Genomic DNA, 21677 nt, shown 5'->3' with positions numbered 1-21677 from the left:
GGTCGTCGCGGGCCCGCAAGGCTTTCCCGGACGGCATCCAGGCGCATCACCGCTCACCTCCGCCCCGCAGGTACACACAGCGCAGCTCGGAGGCGAAGCGCAGCGCTCCGTCCCGCAGCCATGCGTCCTCGGGCGCCGGCAGCGCCTCGGAGACCGCCAGCTGTGCAGCCGTGCCCGCCAGCCGGGCCAGGCCCTTGAGCAGTTCGGGGCTCGCCGTGTCCACATACACCGGTTTGCGCTCCGCCGGCGACTTCACGAAGAAGCGCGTCGGCAGCCCCCGTTCCCGCACCAGCCGGGCCGTCTCGAGCAGCCGCTCGTCCTCCCGCCGACTGCTGTGGGCCTCCAGCACCGCCGCGCTCGGCAGCGCCCACCGGCGCCGTGAGAACACCACGTTGCCCCAGCGCAGCCGCGGTACATGCGGCAGGTCGGGCAGCACCGGGCGGCGGATGCGGGGCAGCGCCAGCGCGGTGTGCACGGCGGTGTCGAGCTCGCCGTTGTGGAACAGGAGGCTCCGGCCCGGGTGGGCGTCGCTGCGCAGCACGACCTGTTCGCCGTCACTGTCCAGCCACAGCTGGTCCAGGCCGACCCGCTCCCGGTCCGCCGAGGCCGTGCCGCCCAGTTCGAGCACCACACCGGGGAACTCGAGCGGCGGCAGCCCGGTCGTACGGCGCGAGATGACATTCACGGCGAGCTGGTCGCCCAGTGCCCGGCGCACTCCCGCGTCCCGCTCCGCCAGCAGCTCGGCTGAGGCCGGATGGAACTGCAGCGCCCAAGGCGTGAGCAGCGCCGCGTCATGGATGTCACCGAGGACCAGCGGGGTCGACCCCGGCTCGTACCCGGACAGGTCGGGTGCGGCGACCAGTACGTCGATGGAGCACAGCACCGGCGCAGCAGGCGGCGGCGGTGTGGTCGTCAGGCCTGCCACATCCAGTTCGGCTCGGTCCGCACCCGCTGCCGCGATCACCCGGCCCAGCTCGGCACCGAGCATTCCGCCCGTGCGGATGGCGAGGTCCGCGCAGTCCCGCAGAGCCCGCAGCAGCGGGATCCTGCCCGGACCCAGCCGGGCGGCGACCGCCCGGTTGGTCTGCAGGCGGGTCGACTCGGCCTCGTGCGCCAGCAGATCCAGCACCGGCGCCACGGCGTCACACATATCGCGGGCGAGCGGCCCGCGGACCTCCAGCCCCGCCGTTCCGACCGCTGCCTCGTGGATGATGACCCGGTCGTTGTAGAAGCGCCCGCGTTCCGCCGGACGATCGTTCACCGGCAACAGCGACTCCAGCTCGGCCTGGATGGTCAGCTTGCGCTCGGGCGGAGCGGCGGGATAGGCGTCGAGCAGCTCCAGTGTCTTCACCAGCGGCGCCCGCACGCCCGCGGCACGAGCGGCCGTCTCGGGGTCCGACGCGTCGATGCGCTCCAGGGTCCAGCGCAGCGGATCGACCACGGTGGCCGGGGGGCACCACGTGTGTGTCAGCGTCCCCTTCGCCACGGCCCGGCCGAAGGCCTCCACCGCATCGCGTACACCGGCACCCGACACGGCGGCGATCTCGGCCACCGTGCGTATGCCGTCCGCCTCCCGCAGCAGTACGGTGTCGATGCCCGTACCGCCCGCGGGCGTCCGCGGCACCCGGGCCATCGTCTTGCGCAGGGGGACCAGTCGTCCGGCCAGTGCCCCGTCACCCAGCAGCAGTTCCTGCACGGCGTCGTTGACCCGGGCGGCGGTGTGCGCCTGGCGGACCCTGATCGCCGTGTGACCCTCCCAGTCCAGCACGGTCGGAGCATCGGAACCGGGATCGAGCCGCCCGTAGTTGATGGGGCCGAAGAAGCTCATCGTCTCGCTCTTGGACGCCAGCCGCTGAGCGTAGGAGGCGAGCTGACGGCGGATGCGACCGCCCGCCGCACCACGTGCCAGATCGCGGTGCACGGCCGGTGAGGAGCAGACGATGGCGTCGTTGACGCGGGGATCGTCACGTATCGCTGTGAGCGCCTCGTCGACACCGGCCGCGTCGGACTCGACGGTGGTGGTGAGCCGTTCGCGTGCCGTGGCCACCTGTTCGGCCAGGGCGTTCCACTCGGCCAGCCAGTCGGCGTGGAAGGTGTCGGACGGCGGCAGCGACCGCAGACCGCGCAACTTGCTCTGCTGGCCCCGGGACAGCCGTCCCGAGGGGCGAAGCCGGGACGCCACTTCGGCCGCCCGCGTCTCCAGGGCGAACAAGTCGTCGATGAGCCTCCGGGTCCGTTCGTACGCCAGCCGCTCGACCATCTGCCAGGGGAACCCGGCACTGCGCAGGACGACCGTGGGCAGCAGCTCCCAGCCGTGCCGCGGCGCCGGTGCCGGTGCCGGACCGTCGGGGGAGTGGGCGGGGCGGGCGGTCATGACGACGCTCTCTTCATGGCGATCCGGAACTCCGAGGTCACAGGGGCTCCGCCGTGGCGCAGCCACAGCGCGTCCGGGGCCGGTCGCATCTCGGCCAGTGACACGGCCGGACTGTCACCGGCCAGCACCATCGCCACCAGGGTGTCGACGGCCAGCGGGTTGTCCAGGTCGATCCCGACCGGTTTCGGCTCGTGCGTCAGGGAGGCGAAGCAGAACCGGGGCAGGCCGAGCCGGGCTCGCAGCGACTGCACGGCGAGGAAGGCGGCGCCCGGATCGCGCACCGTGTCGACCCCGAGGTCAGCCCGGTCGAACCACCAACGGGCCCGCTGCACGATCAGATCCCCGACCACGATTCTCGGCGCGAAGTCCCCGAGCCGCACCAGCGGCAGCCCCACACCGGGAGCGGCGAAGGCCCGCAGATGCACATGGTCGTCCTCGCCCGCGTACAGGGTCAGTTCACCGTCCGGGGCACGCAGTCGCGGTGTGCCGTCCACGAGGGAGACGGTCAGGTCGGTGAGCGGCACCGTCCGCTCCCGGTCATCGGTGGCCACCGCGGTGATCTCGACGAAACGGCCGGGGAACCAGTCGGCCACCAGGCCCTTGTGACGCCTGCGGCGAATCACCGTGGCCAGCCGCTCAGGGCCGCCCCAGGGGTCCAGGCCCGATGCGAAGTCGCCCAGCATCCGGTCCTGTTCATCGCTGAACAGACCCTGCGAGCCCCAGGCGAAGACATACGGGTGCAGCTCGCCCAGCACCAGGAGGTCGGCGCCGTCGACGCGGCGCTCCAGCATCAGGTCCGGGCTGACGAACCGGTGCCTGCCCGGCTCGGGGGCGAACGCCGCCAGTTCGGCCGGGGTGAGCCTGGCCTCCTGCCCCTGCACCGTGGCTGCCACCAGCTCCGTGTAGTCCCGCTCGAACGCGGTCAGTAGACCCGCCAGGTCGTCCATACCGCCCGCACCGACCGCCGCGTGTACCCGACGGATCAACTCGTCGTAGGGCATGGTGTCGGCGCCCGCCGCGCGCAGGATCGAGGTGCACAGCTCGGCCGCCGCGCGCTGCTGGAGCTCGCCGTAGCGGGCGGCGACGTCCAGCACCGGGCTCAGCTCGGACTCCCAGCGCCGGGCCACATCGCCGCCGACCACCACCGGACTCTGGTCGCCCTTGGCGTCGAGCGAGACCACGAGACGGTCGGCGTACATCCGGCCGCCGGCGCGGCGAGCATCGACCTCGGTGAGTCCGGTGAAGCACTCCTCCAGCCGGTCCAGCGCTGCCGCCCTGGCCCGATGGCCTTCGGCCGCCGCGTAGCGCCCGGCCAGATCCCGCAACTCGCGCAGCCGTACGGGCCACGCGGTGCCCTCCGCGTAGCGGTCGGCCCACGCGACCAGCCAGTCCAGGGGGCGGGCCGCGGTGGACGGCGGCTCTGGCCAGAGCCGTACCGCCCCCGCCTGCCGCAGCCGGTCGAGTACGCGGCGCGTCTCGTCGAGGCCGAGGCCGGCCAGTGCCGCAAGCTCGGTGGTGGAACGTCGGCCGTCGACGGCTTCGGCGAGCCGCCACCGCACGCCCGACAGACCGATCCGGCGGCCGTCGGCGGACTGGATCGCCCCCGAACCGGGCGCCTCGCCCGGCGTCCTGCGGCAGGAAGGCAGCCAGGCCACGGGCGTACGGTCACGGACAGCCGGGTCCGTACCGACCAGCCTGGCCAGTTCGCACACGGCCCAGAACGCGGTCTGCGCCTCCAGGACGTGGTAGCCGGTGGCGGTCTCAGGGCCCAGGGCCGTGCCATCGGCCGTACGGTCGACGCTGCCGTGCACCAGCGGACCGAAGTAGCTGGTGGTCTCGTTCTTCACACCGAGCCGCTGGCCGTAGAGGTAGACGCGGCGGTAGAAGGACCGGTCCTTGGCACGGTTGCGGCCCGGTGCGCCGTCCCGGTGCTCCCAGCCGTCGAGCCAGCGCAGCACCTCGGTGTGGAAGGACGGTGACAGCTGGAGCAGCGCGTCGCACACCCGCTCGTCGCGCAGCAGGTCGCGGATGCGCTCCGGGCGCCGCAGCACCTCGGCTCCGAGGACCTCGGTAAGCCGCCCCGCTGTCTCCTGCCACGCGGAGTGCGCCGCTCGATAGCCGTCGACCGCGCCTGCCACGGCGCTGTCCTGCGGGCTGTGTTCCACGGGCAGTCTGCGGCCCACCCGGCTGCGCAGCTTGGAGAGTTCGCGCAGCCCGGTGCGGTCCGTCGCACGGTCGGCCCGCGCGACGGACTTGGCGATCGCCTCCTGCACCCGGCCGCGGCTCTCCTCGAACCGCGTGACCGCCTCCCGGTAGTCCGCCGCCGCCGCACCTGTCGGATCGTCACCGAGAGCGGTCAGCAGGTCGGCGCCGAAGCCGGCCCTCCTCAGCAGCAGCCGGTCGTAGAGCTGCCATCCCGTCGCTTGGTCCGCCATGGCCTCAGTCCTGAAAGTTGATCAGGTCGAACGGACGGTTGAGCTTGGTACGCGGCTTGGGCAGGAGCCCCCGCAACTCGCCGCCTTCCGCGACCGCCTTGGCGAGTGCGTCCGCGTCACCGGGACGGGTGAGGCTCAGCGCCGCCGTCCTGCCCACCGAATCGGCGGCGGTCGTGGAACCGGCCGTCATCACCCGACCCGCCTGAGCAAGCGCCATCCGGTACGGGTCGCCCAGCAGCCGTGCCGCGGACTCGGCGCGCTCGTACTGCTCGGTGCCCGCTTCTGCGTCACCGCCAGAGGCGTGCAGCATGCCCAGTTCGAGACGTACCTCGGTCTCGTGGAACACATCACCCAGCTCTGCCGCGTTGGCGAGCGTGGTGTCCAGGTCCTCGAGCGCGGCGTCCCGCTCGCCGACGAGCAGCCGCAGTCCGGCACTTCGATAGGCGTGGTGCTTGCGGAAACCCGCGTTGGACGAACCGGCCGCCTGCTTGAACTTCTCCCAGGTCGCGAGTGCCGAGCCGTGCTTGCCGGCCTTCTCCTGGAGGACGCTGATGTTGGAGTAGAGATTGATGCGCAGATGGGCGGCACTGGCGTCGGTGAGTCCGGCCATACAGGCCAGCGCCTGCTTCTCGTGCTCGAAGGCCGCCCCGAGCCGCCGCTCCGCGAACAGGGTCAGCCCGCGAAGGTTGTGCAGCCAGCCGCGCTCGCGGCGTACGCTCTCCGCTTCGCCCGGCCTCTCCGCGACGGCGGCGAAGCCCTGCTCCACCTCGGCCACGGCCTCGGCCAGCCGGTTCTTGCGCTTGGACAGGGTGAGCGCGGTGTACAGGTGTGACTGGGCGCGTAGCTCCGGGGAGAGCCCGGTCGCGTCCTCCCGGATGGCACGGAAGCAGGCGACGGCGGCGTCCTGGTCGCCGCGGAAGCCGGCCTGGATGCCGAGCACCTTGAGCAGGAAGCCGCGTACGTCGGCGGTGCCGCGCAGGATCGCCGTCTCGAACTCGATCGCGTGGACCAGTTCTTCCTGGCGCTCCGCCTTGGCGAGCAGTCCGGGTATGCCCGACTCGGGGATACCGGACAGCAGTCCGATCGCCTCGTCGGCGACGACGGCCATGCCCTCCCAGTTCGCGGAGAAGAACGCCCGGCGGCAGTAGGCCAGCGCGGCGGCGACCCGGTCCACGGCAGAGCTCTCGGTGTCCCGCGCCCGCAGATGGAGCACGCCCTCGTCGGACACCGGCACGAAGCGGGAGTCGGCGTCCGTGCTCAGATCCATGACCAGGTCGTCCCCGGTGACCGGCAGGCCCATCCGGCGCAGGCAGCGCGCCCGCTCCGGGCGGTAGTCGGCGTACCGGCCGATCGGTTCACGCACGGAAGTGGGCATGGCCGGCTGCAGTTCGGCGCCGTCGACGACCTGGGCGTGTTCGAAGGCGCGCATGAATCCGCGCAGCGAGGACAGGTCGGTGCCGCCCAGCCCGCCGACCAGCAGGGGCCTGTCCAGCTGAGCGGTGCCCGTGCACAGGGCGGTGGCGGCCACGGTCAGTACCCGGTAGACCTGCTCGCTCTCGCGGTGCAGCCGCCGCTCGGACGGCGCGAGCGCGATCTCCTCCAGCGGTGCCGTGCCGGGAACGGTCTCGGCGGGGAAGAGCTCCGCCCACTCCGACGGATGACGCTCGGCGAGACCGGTGAAGTCGGCGCCCTCGGCACGCAGCGCGCTGATGCCCGCCCGCAGTCCCGTGTACGAGGCGGCGGGGCCGGTGTTCACGTCGACGCGCACGGAGCTGCCGGAGGCGCGGCCCGTTTCGGCCGTCCGCGTCACCATCGCGCGAGCTCGGTGGCGGCGAGGGCGAGCGGGGCGATCTTGTTCTCGACCTCGTCGAGATCGAAGTCGACGTCGTCCAGATCGTCGAGCGCCTCCAGTTCGGTGTCCTCGGCGGACTCCGCCTCCGGGGCTTCCACCTCTGGAGCCTCTGTCTGCGAGGCCTGCGCCTCGGTGGTCTCCTCGGGCTCAGCGGACTTCGTGGTGTCTTCCATGGTGTGCTCCATTTCGGGATCACGGTCGGAAACGGGCATGCGGACGCGAAGGGTCCGGTGACAGGGCAGCCGGAACCGAGGTGGCCCGCGTGATCGGGGAATCGTGGGGGTCGAGCGTTACGAGGGAGCGGCGGATGGCCGGTAGACCGGATCGCACCGCGCATCCGACGTGACGCGACCTGGCCAGGACGCGGTGTCAGCCGACCGGTGTGCGCATCCGGGCGAAGTCGACCACCTGCCGCCCGACGGCGGCCAGTTGTGCGGCGACGTGTGGATCGGTGCTGCCGCCGTTGGACGCCAGGGTGACGCTTGCCGTGTTGACGGTCACTCCCAGGGGTGTGGGCCAGCCCCTCAGGGCGTGCACCACTGAGCGGAGTCCCGCCAGTGCCGATGCGGCCTGGGCCCCGCGTGCGGTGACGACACAGCCGACGGCGCGGTCGTGCAGATAGGGACGCGTGTCCTCGCGCAGGTCCTCCATGTAGTCGAGGGCGTTCTTCACGAGACCGGATACGCCGCCGTGGTAGGCCGGCGTGCCGATGACCAGGCCGTCCGCGAGGGCGACCGCCTCGATCAGCCGCCGGGCCGCCGGGGTGCGCAGTTGCTCCCCCGGTGCGTACAGCGGCAGTTGCAGGTCCTCGGCGCCCAGCAGCAGGGTTCGGCCTCCCGCCGCTGCGGCGGCGGCGAGCACGGCCCGGACCGCCCGTTCCGTCGAGGAACCAGGGCGAACGGTGCCACCGATGCCGACGATCAGGGGTCCGTCGTCGGCAGAGCCGCCGATGCCGGGATTCTCGGCCGAGGGACCGGAACCCGGTTCCGTCTCCAGCACGGTCACACCTACCTCCTTGGCCGGTAGCGGGAGTTCGGAGTCTAGGAAGGCCGGTTACGGAGTGGTTACGCGTTGGCCAAAGGGCCGGCCGACCGCTGGGGCAGGTGCGTCGTGCACACGCAGGACCCGCTCGAAGAGTCGCTGCGTATCAGGGCTGACATCGATGTCCAGACCGTCCGACATCCGTGCGCTGTACAGCTTGTACCAGGACCTCGCCTGGCCCAACTGCCCCAGATCGCCGTGCACCTGGATCAGGATCCGGTAGACGTCCTCCTGGTAGGGGTCGATGTCCAGGGCGCGCCGGCACACATCGATGACCTCCGGCAGTTCGCCTCGGTCCAGCGCTTCCTGAAGGAGGTAGTCCGCCGCTCCCAGGGCGAGTGACCGCACCCAGTCCTGCTGCTCGCGGGCCCAGGCGGCGGTCTCACCGGGCAGGAAGTCCCCGACATGGAGCTCCAGGGCGCCGCGGTAGTGCTCCGCGGCCGCGCTCCGGTCGTTCCGGGCCGCAGCTCTGTGTCCTTCGTTGCACAGCCGCTCGAACTCCTCGAAGTCCAGCCAGGCGTCGTGGAACGTCAGCGTGTACCCGTACTCGTTGAAGACGATCTCCGCGGGCGGCTGCTCATCCGCGGTGTGCCTGCCGCTGAGGATCTGCTGCACCGCGTGCTTGGCGACCTTGACGGAGCTGGAGCCGGCCGGTCGGGTGCGGTCCGGCCACAGTGCGGCATGTAGTTCGTCGCGGTCGATCGTGCGACCCCGGTTGATGAGGAGATAGAGGAACAGCTCGCGTGCTTTGCCGGCCCGCCATCGTTTGACCGGATGTCCCATTAATTCCAGTGAAAAGCCACCGAGGCAACGCACCACGGCGCGTGTGCATATCTTGGCCATTCTGAAGAACCTTCTTCCTTCATGGGGGTGGACCACCTGTGAGTGGTCAGTCCGTTGCCTCTGGCGGAAGGCCGCATACCCGCACCGCCGGTAATGGTCGTGAGGGTCTGCTCGGAGTCACTGCGTACTCAGTTTCTTCACAAAGCCGCGTTGCGGCAATGGGCGCCATCGATGACTGGAAAGATGGCCGGGAAGCGCTGCGGAAGCGGCGGTTCCGCGCGAAACGCTGTGGTGAGGGCGCAGAGAACACAATGAACGCAAGGTTGAGCGGCAGCGTCCGGCGGAGCACAATCGCCCCGTTCGTGAGTGCTCCTGAGGGCATGTCAGGAACCTTCCTGTGTGGGATCTGTGTACCTTCGGTGGATGTCGTGCTTCTCAGGACTCGATACCGGACCGCGCAGCCTGATCGATGATCCTTTCGATTAATTTCGGTCCGATGGGTTCGGGCGACCCGAGGAATGCCGCGTCGTGCCAACGTTGTCATGATGATGATGGATTGGCGTTCGTGAATGCGAGGCCCGGTCGCTGCATGGAGTTTTCACGGGCGAGCCCCGTGGATGCGCCGGTGAAGTGCCGACGTGATAGTCGAATTCCCCCCCAAGGCGCACCCGAGTGGTGTGTGCTTCACGGAACTCGCCGTGGTTCCAGTACAACTGTCGGCCGATCGGGAAGGCAAGGCGGACACGCCGTCCTGAGAGCATCTCCACACAGGGCGTCCGCGGGGCGACCTGAGTCGGAGGCACGTCGTCTCGGGGGAGGTGGTCTACGGGCCCGTCGGCCACGACTGCCGCACGCCAAAGCGGCGAGGGCAGCGCGCGAGACGCAACTGCGCAGCGCAGGGGGGTCGTCGGGGCGCGCCCACGGAGGGAGCGCGGCATCGTAGTCGTGTGGGACGACCAGGGCCGTGTTCCGGGAAAGCGCCCCCGGCCGCCCTCGTGAACGATCACCATCGCGTACATGGTGCGAGGGGGAGCAGGAGAACAGCGGTAGGTGTGATGGCCCGTGTGGTCGTGATCGCGGCGAGCCGCGCGCTGACGTGGTGGATGCTGCCGCAGGTGAAGGTGAGCGACGCAGACCCGGCCGGGGTGGGGTCCCTCGCCGTCGGGGTCGTCGGTACGGCCGCCGGGGTCGTCGGCCTCGCGATCGCCGTGCGTTCCGCACGGCAGCAGCGCACCGGTGAGGCCGTGGCGCAGCTGCGCGCGATCGGTGGTGCGCCTGCAAGGGGCCGACAAGGGGCCGAGTACCGGAAGTTGCTCGGTGGTGGGACCTCGGCTCTCGACGGCCGCATCGATCTCCCCTGCACCGTGGTCACCGAGACCGCCTTCGCGTTCGGGTCCGCGGCCCATGTCGCGGATGCCTCCACCGGCACCCCGGGCCGTGGCGAGGACCTCGCCGCCGCGCTGGGTTTCACCCTGGCCTGGCCACCGGTCCCTGTCTGGCCTCTGGCCCTGGTCGGAGGGTGGTCCGGCGCGGCGAGCCTTCGGTGCCTCGCGCTGCAGCTCTGTACCCGCGGAAGGCTCCCCTGGTGCCTGGGTCGCTTCCGCCACACCTGCCGTCGGCTGGGTCTGCTGAGTACGGCTGGGGCGGGGTACCGGTTCCGGTACCGGGAACTCCAGGACCATCTCGCGGCAGCCCCCACACCCCCTCCCGGCTACCGAGGGGCAACCCGGCTTTGACGGCGGTCGGCCGCGGGTATGGCCTCAGCATGAGCATGCCGGGCAGAGATGACGGAACCTGGTTCTTCCTCTGCGGAATGGACCGCGAGACGTACGAGACGCTGCGCCGACTGGACACCCGACGCTCGTCCCGCGACCGGGAGCAGTGGCTGAGCGACCGGTCGGCCCTGGACCGCGCCGGTGTCACCAGCACCTCGGGCGCCCTGTCCCCGGCCACCAGGCGGCTCGCCGAAGCCGTGGTGGAGGCGGGTCGGGCCGCCGTCGCCGCAGCCCGGTCAGGGGACGCGTCCCAGGAGGAGAAGTGGGAGGCTCAGGCTCACATCGCGGGACGGGTCTGGCTCGGCGTCCGTGTGCTGGACGGCATCAGCGGGCTCCCTGACGAGGACCGCTCCGCCCGCCACGCCTACGTGCGGCGCATCCACGACGAGCTGCGTGCCTTCGCGGGGGCTCCCCCCACCCGACACCCCCATCTGGCACCCGAAACCTGACACCTGCCCGCGCGGCGTCGCCGGCCGCGTGCCGTGTCAGTGATCCTGCCCGGCGCGCTCCGCCTCCCTGGCCTTGATACGAGCGGTCTCCTTGCGGACCTCGGCCTGGGTGGCCCGCTCCTTGCGCAGCCACTCGGGCTCGTCCCGCTTGAGCGCGTCGATCTGCTCTGTGGTGAGCGGCTCCGTGACGCCGCCCCGAGCCAGTCCGGAGATCGAGATACCCAGCTTCGCGGCCACGACCGGACGAGGATGGGGACCGTTGCGGCGCAGCTCGGTCAGCCACTCGGGCGGATCGGTCTGGAGGGCGTTCAGTTCGGTGCGCGAGACCATTCCCTCACGGAACTCCGCCGGGGTGGCCTCGAGGTACACACCCAGCTTCTTCGCCGCGGTCGCGGGCTTCATCGTCTGGGCGCTCTGGTGCGATGTCATACCGTCCAGGGTATTCGAGCATGTGCACCACCTCTGACCAGCCCGGTAGCCTGGCGGCGTGACTGGCTCGGAAGCACCTCCCTCGTTCCGGCTCGCCTACGTCCCCGGAGTGACACCCGCCAAGTGGGTGCGGACCTGGAACGAGCGCCTGCCCGACGTGCCCCTGCACCTCGTATCGACGCCCGCCGCCGACGCGGTCGGCGTGCTGCGGGCGCGGAGCGCGGACGCCGGTCTCGTGCGGCTGCCGGTCGACCGGACGGAGCTCAGCGCGATCCCGCTCTACACCGAGCAGACCGTGGTGGTGGTACCCAAGGACCACATCGTGGCGGCGGTCGACGAGATCACCGTCGACGATCTGGCCGACGAGATCGTCCTGCACCCCCTCGACGACGTACTCGACTGGGATCGGCTGCCGGGGCGGCCCGCGGTCGAGCGGCCCACGACGACGGCGGATGCCATCGAGCTGGTGGCGGCCGGGGTCGGCGTGCTCGTGGTGCCGCAGTCACTCGCCCGGCTGCACCACCGCAGGGACCTCACTTACCGCCCGCTCACGGATGCCCCGGAGTCGAGCGTCGTGCTGTCCTGGCCGCAGGACGAAACAAGCGATCTCGTCGAGCAGTTCATCGGCATCGTCCGCGGGCGCACCGTCAACAGCACCCGGGGACGTCCCCAGGCCGAGGCTCAGCCCAAGGGGAAGGGCGGCGCGCGGAAGGCGGCGGGCGCGGGTACGGCCACGGGCAAGCCGTCCGGCAGGTCGGGCGGCGGCTCCGGGAAGTCAGGCAACCCCGGTAGGTCGGGTGGCGCCGGCAGGTCCGGGACGTCCGGGAAGAGCTCGCGCGGTGGCACAGGGGGTGGCAACAAGAGCGCGGGACGGGGCAAGCCCCGCCGCCGCCCGTAGTCTTCCCGTCGCCTGCCTGCCTTCCGGTCCGTCCTGTTCGTCTGTCGATCGGTCGGCCGCTCGGTCCGTCGGCAGGCAGCGGTACCGGCCGCATCCCCGGTGCTCCCCGCCTGTTGACCGCCACCCTGTCTCCTGCCTGCTCACCGGCGGTTTCCCGGACGCCGACCGGACGGACAACGGGAAACCCGTCGACGCCCCGGAGCGACCGGGAAAGGCTGAGGACGTCAGCACGCAGCAAGACCCTCAAGGGGACATCATGCGCAAGATCACTCACGCCTTCGCCGCACTCGCGACCGCCGCAGCGGCGGTGATGGCGTTCACCGGCCCGGCCGACGCGAAGGCCGCCGACTGGGCCGGCTGCCCGGACGGCGCGGTCTGCATCTACCCGCAGAACCAGAACCCGGCCGTCAGGCCGACCCATATCTTCTGGAGCTACGGGTCCCACAACCTCAGCAACCAGTTCGGCAACCACTGGGTACTCAACAACCAGACCGGTGGCGCGACCGCCGCGCTGTGCACCGGCTACAACGGAGCGGGCTGCGGCGGTCGCATCGCCGCGGACCACGGTGTCTACGCCGACCTCACGCCCATCAACTCGGTCACGCTGTACCGGCCGTAGCGAACGCCGCGGCATCGCACGCTCCCGGGTGAGCCCGGAGTGATACCCGAGTGAACACCGCGCCGGAGCCGTCCATCCACGGCTCCGGCGCGGTTCTCGTTCCGTTCCGCTGTTTCGCCACATCGTTCGTCATACCAATGGAAAGGTTTGCTTTTCCCTGCACGCCCCCCACTAACCTGGGCAATTGCCGCCCCTGACCAGGGCGCAAAGCGCCATGGGGGATTCATGGGGGAGCAGCCGTACGGACACGGGACCGACGACCCGGCCGAGCCGCCGACGGAAGCAGGCCCGCCCAAGCCGCACTTCCCTGCCCAACTGCGGCGGCTGCGACAGGAACGCGGCATCTCACTGTCCGAACTCTCGCGTCTGACGCACTACAGCAAGGGCTATCTGAGCAAGATCGAGACCGGGGCAAAGCGTGCGACGGTCGATGTCGCGCGCCGCTGCGACCAGGTGCTCCGGGCGGACGGCGAGCTGCTGGCGCTGCTGCCGGACCAGGCGTCGCAGGAGGGCTGCACCGGCTCGGGCGCCGCCGTGCCCCCCGGAGCACGGCCGGCGGACGGCGCCTGCCCCTACCGGGGGCTCCCCGCGTTCACCTCCCGCGAGGCGGAGTGGTTCTTCGGCCGGGAGCGGGTGACCGCCGCCCTGGTCGAGCGGGTCTTCGAACGGATCGGGGACGGGCCGCTGATGCTCGTCGCCGCCTCAGGGGCCGGGAAGTCGTCGCTGCTCAACGCCGGCCTCGTACCGGCCCTTCGGCGTCAGGGCGGGTTCCCCATGCCGGGGGCCGAGACCTGGCCCGTGCTCGGGTTCACCCCGACGGCGCGTCCCATGGACGAACTGCTGGACCGTGCCGCGAAGGCCCTGGGCAGCGATCCCGGCCTCACCGTACGTGAGGTGACGGAGCGTCCAGAGCTGTTGCTGGAGGCTGTACGCGCCCTGTCGTACGGCTCCCGGTCGGGCGACGGCCGGCAGCAGCCTTCCCCACCGGTCCGACCGGTGCTGCTCGTCGACCAGTTCGAGGAGTTGTTCACCCACTGCGCCGACGAGGACGAGCGACGCGCCTTCGTCCGTGTGCTCTGCGCCGTGTCAGGGACCAAGGCTGTCGCGTCGGGGTACGACCCGGCAGTCGTGGTGCTCGGCGTACGAGCCGACTTCTCCGGCGCCTGCCTGGAACTTCCCGACCTCGCATCCGTCTTCACCGACGGGCTGTTCGTGCCGCCGCCCATGTCCGTGGCGGAACTGCGCGAGTCGATCACCCGTCCTGCGGAGCTCGCGGGTGCCACCCTCGAACCGGGACTGGCGCAACTCCTGCTGCGGGACGCCGGGCTGCGTGGTGCCACCGCGGCACCCGCATCCGAGGTCACCCCGTCCGGAGCGCTGCCTCTGGTGTCCCACGCCCTGATGGCCACATGGCAGCAGCGCGAAGGCGCCATGCTGACCGTTGCCGGCTACGAGCGCACCGGGGGCATCCAGGGCGCGATCGCGCGCACCGCGGAGGACGCCTTCGCCCGGCTCCATCCGGCCGAACAGAAGACGATCCGCCGGATCCTGGTACGACTGGTGCATGTCGCCGACGGCACCGCGGCGACCCGGCACCGGATGAGCCGAACGGCCCTGATGGAGCAGCTCGCCGACGCCGACGGCGCAGCCACGGCGCTCGACACCTTCGTACGCGCCCGGCTGATCACCATGGGCAGTGACACCGTCGAGATCACCCACGAAGCCCTGCTCCACGCCTGGCCACGGCTGCGCGGCTGGATCCATGCCGACCGGGCGGGACTGCTGATCCACCAGCGCCTGGCCCTCGCCGCCGACGAATGGGAGCGCGCGGGCCGCGATCCGTCCCTGCTCTACCGGGGGACCCGACTGGACAGCGTGCGCTCATGGGCCGATGAGCTGGACGGCAGGAGCCGGCTCGGTGCCCGGGAGGAGGCGTTCCTGCTGGCCGGTCAGGCCGCGGAGGACGCGAGCGAGGAACAGACCAGGCGCCAGGTACGGCGGCGGCAGTGGATGTCGGCCACACTCGTCGCACTGCTGCTACTCGCCCTGACGGCCGGAGGCCTCGCGTACCACCAGCGCGAAGCCGCGCTCGACCAGGAACGGGGGGCGCGTTCACGAGCTCTCGCCGCGCAGTCCACCCTCCTCGCATCCGGCCGACCGGAGGCGTCGATGCTGCTCGCCGATGAGGCCTACCGTGCCGAGGCGACCACCGAGGCCAGGGGAGCCCTGCTGAGTGCCCAGTCCCAGCCCTTCGCCGCCAGGCTCGGCGGTCATGAGGGGCCGGTCAACGCCATCGCCTTCGCAGTCGGCGGGACGTTGGCGACGGGCAGTTCCGATGGCCGGGTGATCCTGCGGAGGCTGTCCGACCGTCGCACCCTCGCCGTCCTCACCGTGCCCGGCCGGGTGCGGTCGGTCGCGTTCAGCCAGGACGGGCGTACTCTCGCGGCGACCTCCACCGACGGGCCGGTGCACCTGTGGGACACCACGGGCCGCCGTATCAGGGAACTGCCCGGAATTCGGTCCGAAGGCGCCCGCGCCGTGGCGTTCGACCCCAGCGGCCGTACGATCGCCACCGCTGACGCGGACGGTGAGGTCCGACTGTGGGACACCTCGGGGAGCCACCGGCTCCTCGCGGCGCTCGCCGGCCATTCCGGGCTCGTCAACGCGCTGGCGTACGCCCCTGACGGCCGGTCACTGGTCTCGGCGGGGTCCGACCGGACCGTACGCCTGTGGGACGTGGCGGGTGCCCGTTCCCTCGCCGTGCTCAAGGGACACACGGACGAGGTACTGGGCGCGGCGTTCGCGCCCGACGGGCGGACGGTGGCCACCGGAGGGGTCGACCGGACCGTACGGCTGTGGGACGTGTCCCGGCGCCGTCAGTCGGTCTCTCTCAGCGGGCACAGCGACGACGTCAACGCCGTCGCCTACACCCCCGACGGCACCACGGTCGTCAGTGCCGGAGGCGACGGGACCACCAGACTCTGGGATGTGCGCGGCGGCAGACTCACCGCGACGCTCTCCGGCCACACCGACTATGTGATGGGCGTGGCCGTGGACCCCCGCGGCGCGACCGTCGCGACCGCGGGTTTCGACCAGTCGGTGGTGCTCTGGGACCTGAAGGCGTCGGCTCTGACGGCACGTCCGTTCACCGAGATCTGGCAGGCCGCGTACAGCCCGGACGGGACCATGCTTGCCACGGCCGACGCGGACCACACCGTGCGCCTGTGGGACGTGGCCCGCCGCCGCGTCCTGGCGATGTTCACCGGGCATCGCGAGACGGTGTTCGCGGTGGCCTTCTCGCCGGACGGCCGCATGCTGGCGTCCGCGGGCTCCGACGGCACGATCAGGCTGTGGGACATCGCGAGCCGAAGTGCGCTGGCCATGCTCGACGAGGCGCTCGACCGGCCGGGCGGCGATGTGTTCGCGGTGGCCTTCTCGCCGGACGGCCGCACGTTGGCGTCCGCGGGCTCCGACCGTACGGTCCGGCTCTGGGACATCGCGGGGCGCCGTCTGCTCGCCCGGATGACCGGCCACACCGACTTCGCCAACGACGTCGTGTTCAGCCCCGACGGCCGCACCCTGGCCAGCGCGAGCGATGATCTGACCGTACGTCTGTGGGATGTCCCCGGACGCCGCCCGCTCGCCGACCTCACCGGGCATACCGGCGCCATCCGGGGCGTGGCCTTCAGTCCTGACGGGCACACCCTGGCGAGCAGCGGAAACGACGGCACCGTACGGCTCTGGGACACCCGCGGCCACGGCTTGCTCGCGGCGCTCACGGGCCACACCGGCTCCGTACGCGGCATCGCCTTCTCACCCGACGGCCGCACCCTGGCGAGCAGCGGCAACGATCGCACGGTCCGCCTGTGGGACGTGCCGGGACGACGTCTCTGGGCAGCCCTGACGGGGCATACGAACGCGGTATGGGACGTCGACTTCGCCCCGGACGGACGGACGGTCGCCAGCAGCAGCAACGACGGCACCGTACGGCTCTGGAACCTGGACATCGGTGTCCGGCTGGCGGAAATCCGGCGGTTGCGCGAAGGGCTCACCCCGGGGGAACGGGAATCGGTGCCGCGCGGCGGCCCGGAGTCGCCGGTGCCGTGACCGGCGAAGTGCCGTGCTCGACGGGGTTTCCCACAGGGTTTCCCGTTGCCCGTTCGCATGGGGCGGCGCGGCGGTATCGACCTGTTGCCCTCGCACCGCAAGGCTGTTGGCTGCGCAGGGCACCGGTCCGGGCTCACCGAACCGGTCCGGGCCGGTCTCTGCGCGTTCACGGCGCACTTGTCGTCCTGCCGTCGGCTCCGAACGGCCGTCGGTCGACAGGCGTCGGTCCGTCAGAAAGTCGGATCGTCAGAACGGGGGATGCTCCATGCATCGTCGCACCGGTCTCATCAGCGCATACATCGGATTACTGGCCGCCTGCCTCTGCTGGCTGGCACCGCCCGCAACCGCCCAACCGCCGAAGGCCGTCCACTCCTCACCTGCGGACGGCGACTGCCGCTCCCTGGCACCTGGCGCATCCGACGCAGCCGAGCGGGCGATCGCAGCCGCCTGCCGACAGGTCGCCGCAGGCGTCTGGTACACCTGGGGCGGCGGCCACGGCGCACGTCCCGGCCCCACCTATGGGCAGGTGGACCCCACCGACCCGGCCAGTGAACACGACCCCGAACGGCTCGGGTTCGACTGCTCGGGGCTGGTCCGCTACGCCTACGCCGAAGCCACCGGCGATGACCTGCTCAACGGAGTGGCCAGCGCCCAGTTCTACACACACCGGGCGACCGGGCGCTTCACCGCCGCCGACGGGCTCGCCCCGCTGCTCCCCGGTGATCTGTTGGTCTGGGGGACATCCCAGGATCTGCACCACATCGCCATCTATCTGGGTGCGGGCAAGATGGTGGAGGCCAGGCAGTCCGGCACCAAGCTGATGGTCAGCGATGTCCGGCTCACCGGCGCCTACTACGGGGCGGTCCGTGTCGACCCCGGCCCGGTGACCGGCCATGTCTTCCGTACCTGGGGCACCGGCGTGTGGACCAAGGCCGCCCCGTCGGTCAGGGCGGCGCGCGTCTACGCATTCCCCGGACCGACCACGATCCGTGTCGAGTGCCAGAAGCACGCGGAGCGCGTCACCTCCGACGGCTACACCAATGACGCCTGGTCCTACCTCCCCGATTACAGGGCCTGGGTCACCAACATCTACATCCAGGGTCCCGCATGGCTCCCGGGGGTGCCGACCTGCACCTTCTGACACGGTGGTTCACACGCCGTCGGCCGTCCCGGAAGTCGTGGGCCGGCCGACGGCCAGCGTCAGTACGGCAGAGCCGTCTTGTCGGAGTGCGCAACGGTGCCCGTCTTCCCGGCCTCACCTGTCGCGGCAGAGGGAACGACCATCCACGCCAGGGAGCGACGCACCCAGCGCGGACGTGGTCACGAGCACTTCGTCGACACGGACGCCCAATGTGCCCAACCCCCGCCTGAACGCCTTGTTCGGGCGCCGGAGTAGCGATCGTATGCGCGCGGTAGTTGAGTCCGCAGCTCGGGCCTGACCGCGCCCGGCGGGGTCGCAGGGCGCGGTCAGGCCCGGCCGTGGGCCTTCTGCGAATGCCTCGACAGCGAGTCGAGGGTCACTGCGGCGAGCAGCACCCCTCCTGTGATCACGTACTGCATCGGTGTCGGGATCCCGGCGAGTACCATGCCCGACGCGATCGACTGGATGACCAGCATGCCCAGCAGTACAGACCAGGTGGTGCCACGGCCGCCGAACAGGCTGACGCCGCCGATCACGGCCGCTGCGATGGCGTTGATCAGCAGGATGCTGGAGCCCGAGGTCTGGCCCACCGCGGCGACCCTGGAGGCCAGGAACAGCCCGCCGATCGCGGCCATCGTGCCGGAGACCATGAACGCCGAGATCCGCAGCCACACCACGTTCAGCCCCGCACGCCGCGCGGCCTCGGCTCCGCCGCCGATCGAGACGATCCGCCGACCGTAGAACGTGCGACGGAGTATGAAGTCGAGGCCGACGACGAAGACGAGGAACACCAGCAGGGCGAGCGGCAGACCCTCGAAGCGGTTCAGCACATAGGCGGCACCGAACGCCACCAGGGCGACCGCAGCCGTTCGTGCGGCGATCACACCGAACGGGCGGGACAGCACCCCCACGTCCCTGCGGCGACGCGCTCCCTGGTACGACGCGAAGGCGAACCCCGCCACGGCGAGCGCCGCGAGCCCGTAGGCGACGGCCGGATCGTGGAAGTAGTAGGTGGTCAGCGCGCGGACCACGCCCTCCTCCGGGAGATTGATGGTGCCGCTCGCGCCGAGCGCGAACAGCATCAGACCGTTCCAGGCCAGCAGCCCCGCCAGGGTGACGACGAACGCCGGCACACCGATCCGGGCCGCGAAGAAGCCCTGCACGGCACCGATCGCGGCCCCGACGGTCAGGGCCGCGACGATCGCCAGCCATTCCGGCAGGCTCTGGTGCACGCTCAGCACGGCGAACACGGCCGCGGTGAGCCCGCTGACCGAACCCACGGACAGGTCGACCTCGCCGAGCAGCAGGACGAAGACGATGCCCAGCGCGATCATGCCGGTGCCGACGATGTCGACGCTCAGATTGGAGAGGTTGCGGGGAGAGAGGAACTGCGGCTGGAGGCTCTGGAAGATGATCCAGAGCACGATCACAGCGGCGATACCGGGGATCGCTCCCAGTTCCCCGCTGCGCAGCTTGCGGGCGAAGTGGCCGAGGTAGCTCCGGAAGCCCCCTTCGTCATCGGCCGCTCGGCGCCCGTCGGCGGGCGCGGGGGAGGGCTTGGCGGAACCGATTCCCCGGGCGGGTTCTGGCCTCTTCACCTGCCTCCTTCCCACACCCGGGCATCGCGGTGGGTGACGGCGTTGTTGGTTGCGCCGGTGATGCAGGAGACGATCTGTTCCTGGGATGTGGTCGGCACGCTCAGAAATCCATTGTTGCGACCGAGGTGGAGCACCGCGACCTGGTCGGCGACGGCCTTGACATCCCCCAGGTTGTGGCTGACCAGCAGTACGCCGATGCCGCGCTCCCGCAGCCGGTCGATGAGGTCGAGGAAGTGCGCGGACTGCTGGACGCCCAGTGAGGCGGTCGGCTCGTCCAGGATCAGCAGCCGGGGTTCGCTGATGAGGGCGCGAGCGATCGCGACCGTTTTGCGCTGGCCCGCGGAGAGGGAGGCGACCGGCACGCGCACGCTGGGGATGCCGATGGACAGGGTGTCCAGCAGTTCCAGCTCGCGGGCCCGGCGCTCCATGGACACCTCGTCCAGGACGCCGGTGCCGCCCAACTCATGGCCGAGGAAGAGATTGCCGACGACATCGAGGGTTTCGCACAGAGCGAGGTCCTGGTAGACGCTGGCGATACCCAGGCTCTGGGCGTCGCGGGGCCGGGCGATCCGCACTGGGCGCCCGTTCCACTCGATGACTCCCTCGTCGGCCGGTTCGGCGCCGGTGATCACCTTGACCAGTGTGGACTTGCCCGCGCCGTTGTCTCCGACCAGCGCGACGACCTCGCCGGCGTGGATCTCCAGCTCGACGTCCGTGAGTGCCCAGACGGCGCCGAACCGCTTGTAGATCCCGCGCAGCGCCAGCAGCGGTGCGCTCCGCATGTCGGAACCTCCTTCGCCCGGCCCGCGCGTGCCGTCATCCGATGAGCCCGGCCTCGCGGCAGGCGGCGCGGACCGCGGGAACGCAGATCTGGTCGACCGTGTACAGACCGTGCTTGACGACCAAGTCCTTGACCGTGTCGGCGGTTACGGGGGTGAGCGGACCGAGCACGGCGGGAATGTCCTTGTCGGTGTCGTTGCTGACGTGGTCGGTGGCGATGCCGTCGAGCGCTTCGCCACGGCCGAGCGCGATGGCCATCCTGGCCGCGGCGTCGGCCTCCGCCTCGAAGGACTTGTACACGGTGACGTACTGCTCGCCGCTGACGACCCGCCGGACGGCCGCCAGATCGGCGTCCTGACCGGTGACCGGTGGCAGCGGTGAGACGCCGGCCGCCTTCAGCGCGGCGATGCTGCTTCCCGCGAGCCCGTCGTTGGCCGACAGAACCCCGTCGATCTTCCCGGGCCCCAGCTCGGATATCGCCGCCGACATGTTCCTGTACGCGTTCTCCGGGATCCAGCCCGCGGTGTAGTAGGACTTGGCGATGTCGACCTTGCCCTTGAGGACGGAGAGTGCGCCGTCCCTCAGGTCCCTGGTGTTGGGGTCGGTGGGGTCGCCGTTGATCATCACGATCCGTCCGCCGTTCGCCTTCGGCCCCATCGCCTTCAGCAGTTGCTCCGCCTGGATGCGCCCGATCTCCTTGGAGTCGTAGCTGGAGTAGGCGGTGACGGGGCCTTCGGCGAGGCGGTCGTAGGAGACCACGGGCACACCCGCGTCGCGGGCCCTGGAGATCGAGGAGCTCAGAGCCTTGTCGTCCACCGGGTCCAGGATCAGGACCTTGGCCCCGTTCGCGATCATCGATTCCATCTGCTGCTGCTGGGTGGCCACATCCGCCGATGCTTGGGCGCTGATCACCCGGCAGTCCGGGCAGAACTCCTTGACCCTCTGCTCGATCAAGGGCTTGTCCTTGGTCGCCCAGCGGGCGGTGTGGGTGTCGGGGAAGAGCGCCCCGACGGTGAAGCCGCCCTCGGTGGTCGGCGTGCCCGGGTCGTCCTGTGCCCCGCCGTCAGACCCGCAGGCGGAGAGCACGGGTATTACGGAGAGTACGGACACGGCCACCGCCGCGGTGACGGCGCGACCCGGATGGATCTTCATCCGAGGAGTCTCCTGCCGCATGTGGAATAGTGATGCACGATTTGGAATGAAATACGAACTTCCTTCAGTATATTCCCGGTGTTCCTAATGCCCCCACAGGTGGATGGAGCCTTGTGCGACGGCCGACCTCGGTGGGCGGCGGGGTGGAGCCTCCGGCTGACGGAGTGCTGGTTTCGACGGTCGGTGGCGGGGCCGTGGCGTCCCGGCGCTCCGTGGACAGGTCACGGCCCGTCACTTCGTCGGT

The 21677-nt window shown here is 70.8% G+C and carries 16 protein-coding genes; 6 read left to right on the top strand and 10 right to left on the bottom strand.

The genetic code is table 11. The features are described 5' to 3' along the window. Positions 1 to 46: 46 nt before the first annotated feature. The 6 genes from V1460_RS19770 to V1460_RS19745 form a co-directional block, all read right to left on the bottom strand. The gene (locus tag V1460_RS19770) at positions 47 to 2374 is read right to left on the bottom strand and encodes a hypothetical protein (RefSeq protein ID WP_338674974.1); all 2328 of its coding nucleotides are present in this window, start codon (positions 2372 to 2374) and stop codon (positions 47 to 49) included. Next, positions 2371 to 4809 (bottom strand): lantibiotic dehydratase, encoded by a 2439-nt coding sequence (locus tag V1460_RS19765; RefSeq protein WP_338674973.1) that lies wholly within the window; start codon positions 4807 to 4809, stop codon positions 2371 to 2373. The genes V1460_RS19770 and V1460_RS19765 overlap by 4 nt, the downstream gene beginning before the upstream one ends. A 4-nt stretch (positions 4810 to 4813) precedes the next feature. Further along, positions 4814 to 6622, bottom strand: a complete 1809-nt coding sequence (locus V1460_RS19760; protein ID WP_338674972.1) for a hypothetical protein — start codon at positions 6620 to 6622, stop codon at positions 4814 to 4816. Next, positions 6616 to 6834 carry an ammosamide/lymphostin RiPP family protein gene (locus V1460_RS19755; protein WP_407077496.1) on the bottom strand — a complete coding sequence of 73 codons (219 nt, stop codon included), beginning with the start codon at positions 6832 to 6834 and terminating at the stop codon, positions 6616 to 6618. The genes V1460_RS19760 and V1460_RS19755 overlap by 7 nt, the downstream gene beginning before the upstream one ends. 196 nt (positions 6835 to 7030) lie before the next feature. After that, positions 7031 to 7666, bottom strand: a complete 636-nt coding sequence (locus V1460_RS19750) for an NADPH-dependent FMN reductase (protein ID WP_338674971.1) — start codon at positions 7664 to 7666, stop codon at positions 7031 to 7033. Positions 7667 to 7714: 48 nt separating this feature from the next. After that, complete coding sequence (locus tag V1460_RS19745; RefSeq protein WP_338674970.1) at positions 7715 to 8485, bottom strand: BTAD domain-containing putative transcriptional regulator; 771 nt, start codon at positions 8483 to 8485, stop codon at positions 7715 to 7717. A 1055-nt stretch (positions 8486 to 9540) separates the two neighbouring features. Between V1460_RS19745 and V1460_RS19740 the strand changes: the two genes are divergently transcribed. Both V1460_RS19740 and V1460_RS19735 read left to right on the top strand, forming a co-directional pair. Then, complete coding sequence (locus V1460_RS19740) at positions 9541 to 10221, top strand: hypothetical protein (RefSeq protein WP_338674969.1); 681 nt, start codon at positions 9541 to 9543, stop codon at positions 10219 to 10221. Between the two features lie 29 nt (positions 10222 to 10250). Continuing rightward, complete coding sequence (locus V1460_RS19735) at positions 10251 to 10709, top strand: hypothetical protein (RefSeq protein WP_338674968.1); 459 nt, start codon at positions 10251 to 10253, stop codon at positions 10707 to 10709. Between the two features lie 36 nt (positions 10710 to 10745). On the opposite strand, the gene V1460_RS19730 is transcribed toward V1460_RS19735, so the two are convergent. Beyond that, entirely contained in the window at positions 10746 to 11138 is a 393-nt protein-coding gene (locus V1460_RS19730) for a DUF5997 family protein (protein ID WP_338674967.1), read from the bottom strand. A gap of 58 nt (positions 11139 to 11196) precedes the next feature. On the opposite strand from V1460_RS19730, the gene V1460_RS19725 reads away from it, so the two are divergent. The 4 genes from V1460_RS19725 (at position 11197) to V1460_RS19710 (ending at position 17903) form a co-directional block, all read left to right on the top strand. Next, positions 11197 to 12036 (top strand): LysR substrate-binding domain-containing protein, encoded by an 840-nt coding sequence (locus V1460_RS19725; RefSeq protein ID WP_338674966.1) that lies wholly within the window; start codon positions 11197 to 11199, stop codon positions 12034 to 12036. A gap of 256 nt (positions 12037 to 12292) precedes the next feature. Next, on the top strand, positions 12293 to 12655 hold the full coding sequence (locus V1460_RS19720; RefSeq protein ID WP_338674965.1) for a hypothetical protein: 363 nt from the start codon (positions 12293 to 12295) through the stop codon (positions 12653 to 12655). A 225-nt stretch (positions 12656 to 12880) separates the two neighbouring features. Next, entirely contained in the window at positions 12881 to 16762 is a 3882-nt protein-coding gene (locus V1460_RS19715; RefSeq protein WP_338674964.1) for a helix-turn-helix domain-containing protein, read from the top strand. A gap of 265 nt (positions 16763 to 17027) precedes the next feature. Then, complete coding sequence (locus V1460_RS19710; protein ID WP_338674963.1) at positions 17028 to 17903, top strand: NlpC/P60 family protein; 876 nt, start codon at positions 17028 to 17030, stop codon at positions 17901 to 17903. A 326-nt stretch (positions 17904 to 18229) separates the two neighbouring features. Here the strand turns inward: V1460_RS19710 and V1460_RS19705 are convergent, their stop codons facing one another. The 3 genes from V1460_RS19705 to V1460_RS19695 are packed head-to-tail and all read right to left on the bottom strand — an operon-like array spanning position 18230 to position 21433. After that, positions 18230 to 19501 (bottom strand): ABC transporter permease subunit, encoded by a 1272-nt coding sequence (locus tag V1460_RS19705; protein WP_338674962.1) that lies wholly within the window; start codon positions 19499 to 19501, stop codon positions 18230 to 18232. Further along, on the bottom strand, positions 19498 to 20283 hold the full coding sequence (locus tag V1460_RS19700; protein WP_338674961.1) for an ATP-binding cassette domain-containing protein: 786 nt from the start codon (positions 20281 to 20283) through the stop codon (positions 19498 to 19500). The genes V1460_RS19705 and V1460_RS19700 overlap by 4 nt, the downstream gene beginning before the upstream one ends. A gap of 34 nt (positions 20284 to 20317) precedes the next feature. Then, positions 20318 to 21433, bottom strand: coding sequence for a substrate-binding domain-containing protein (locus V1460_RS19695; protein WP_338674960.1), 1116 nt, complete (start codon positions 21431 to 21433; stop codon positions 20318 to 20320). Between the last annotated feature and the right edge of the window lie 244 nt (positions 21434 to 21677).

Source organism: Streptomyces sp. SCSIO 30461 (genome assembly GCF_037023745.1).
Lineage (GTDB): Bacteria > Actinomycetota > Actinomycetes > Streptomycetales > Streptomycetaceae > Streptomyces.
This window is presented reverse-complemented; position numbering and strand designations above follow the sequence as displayed.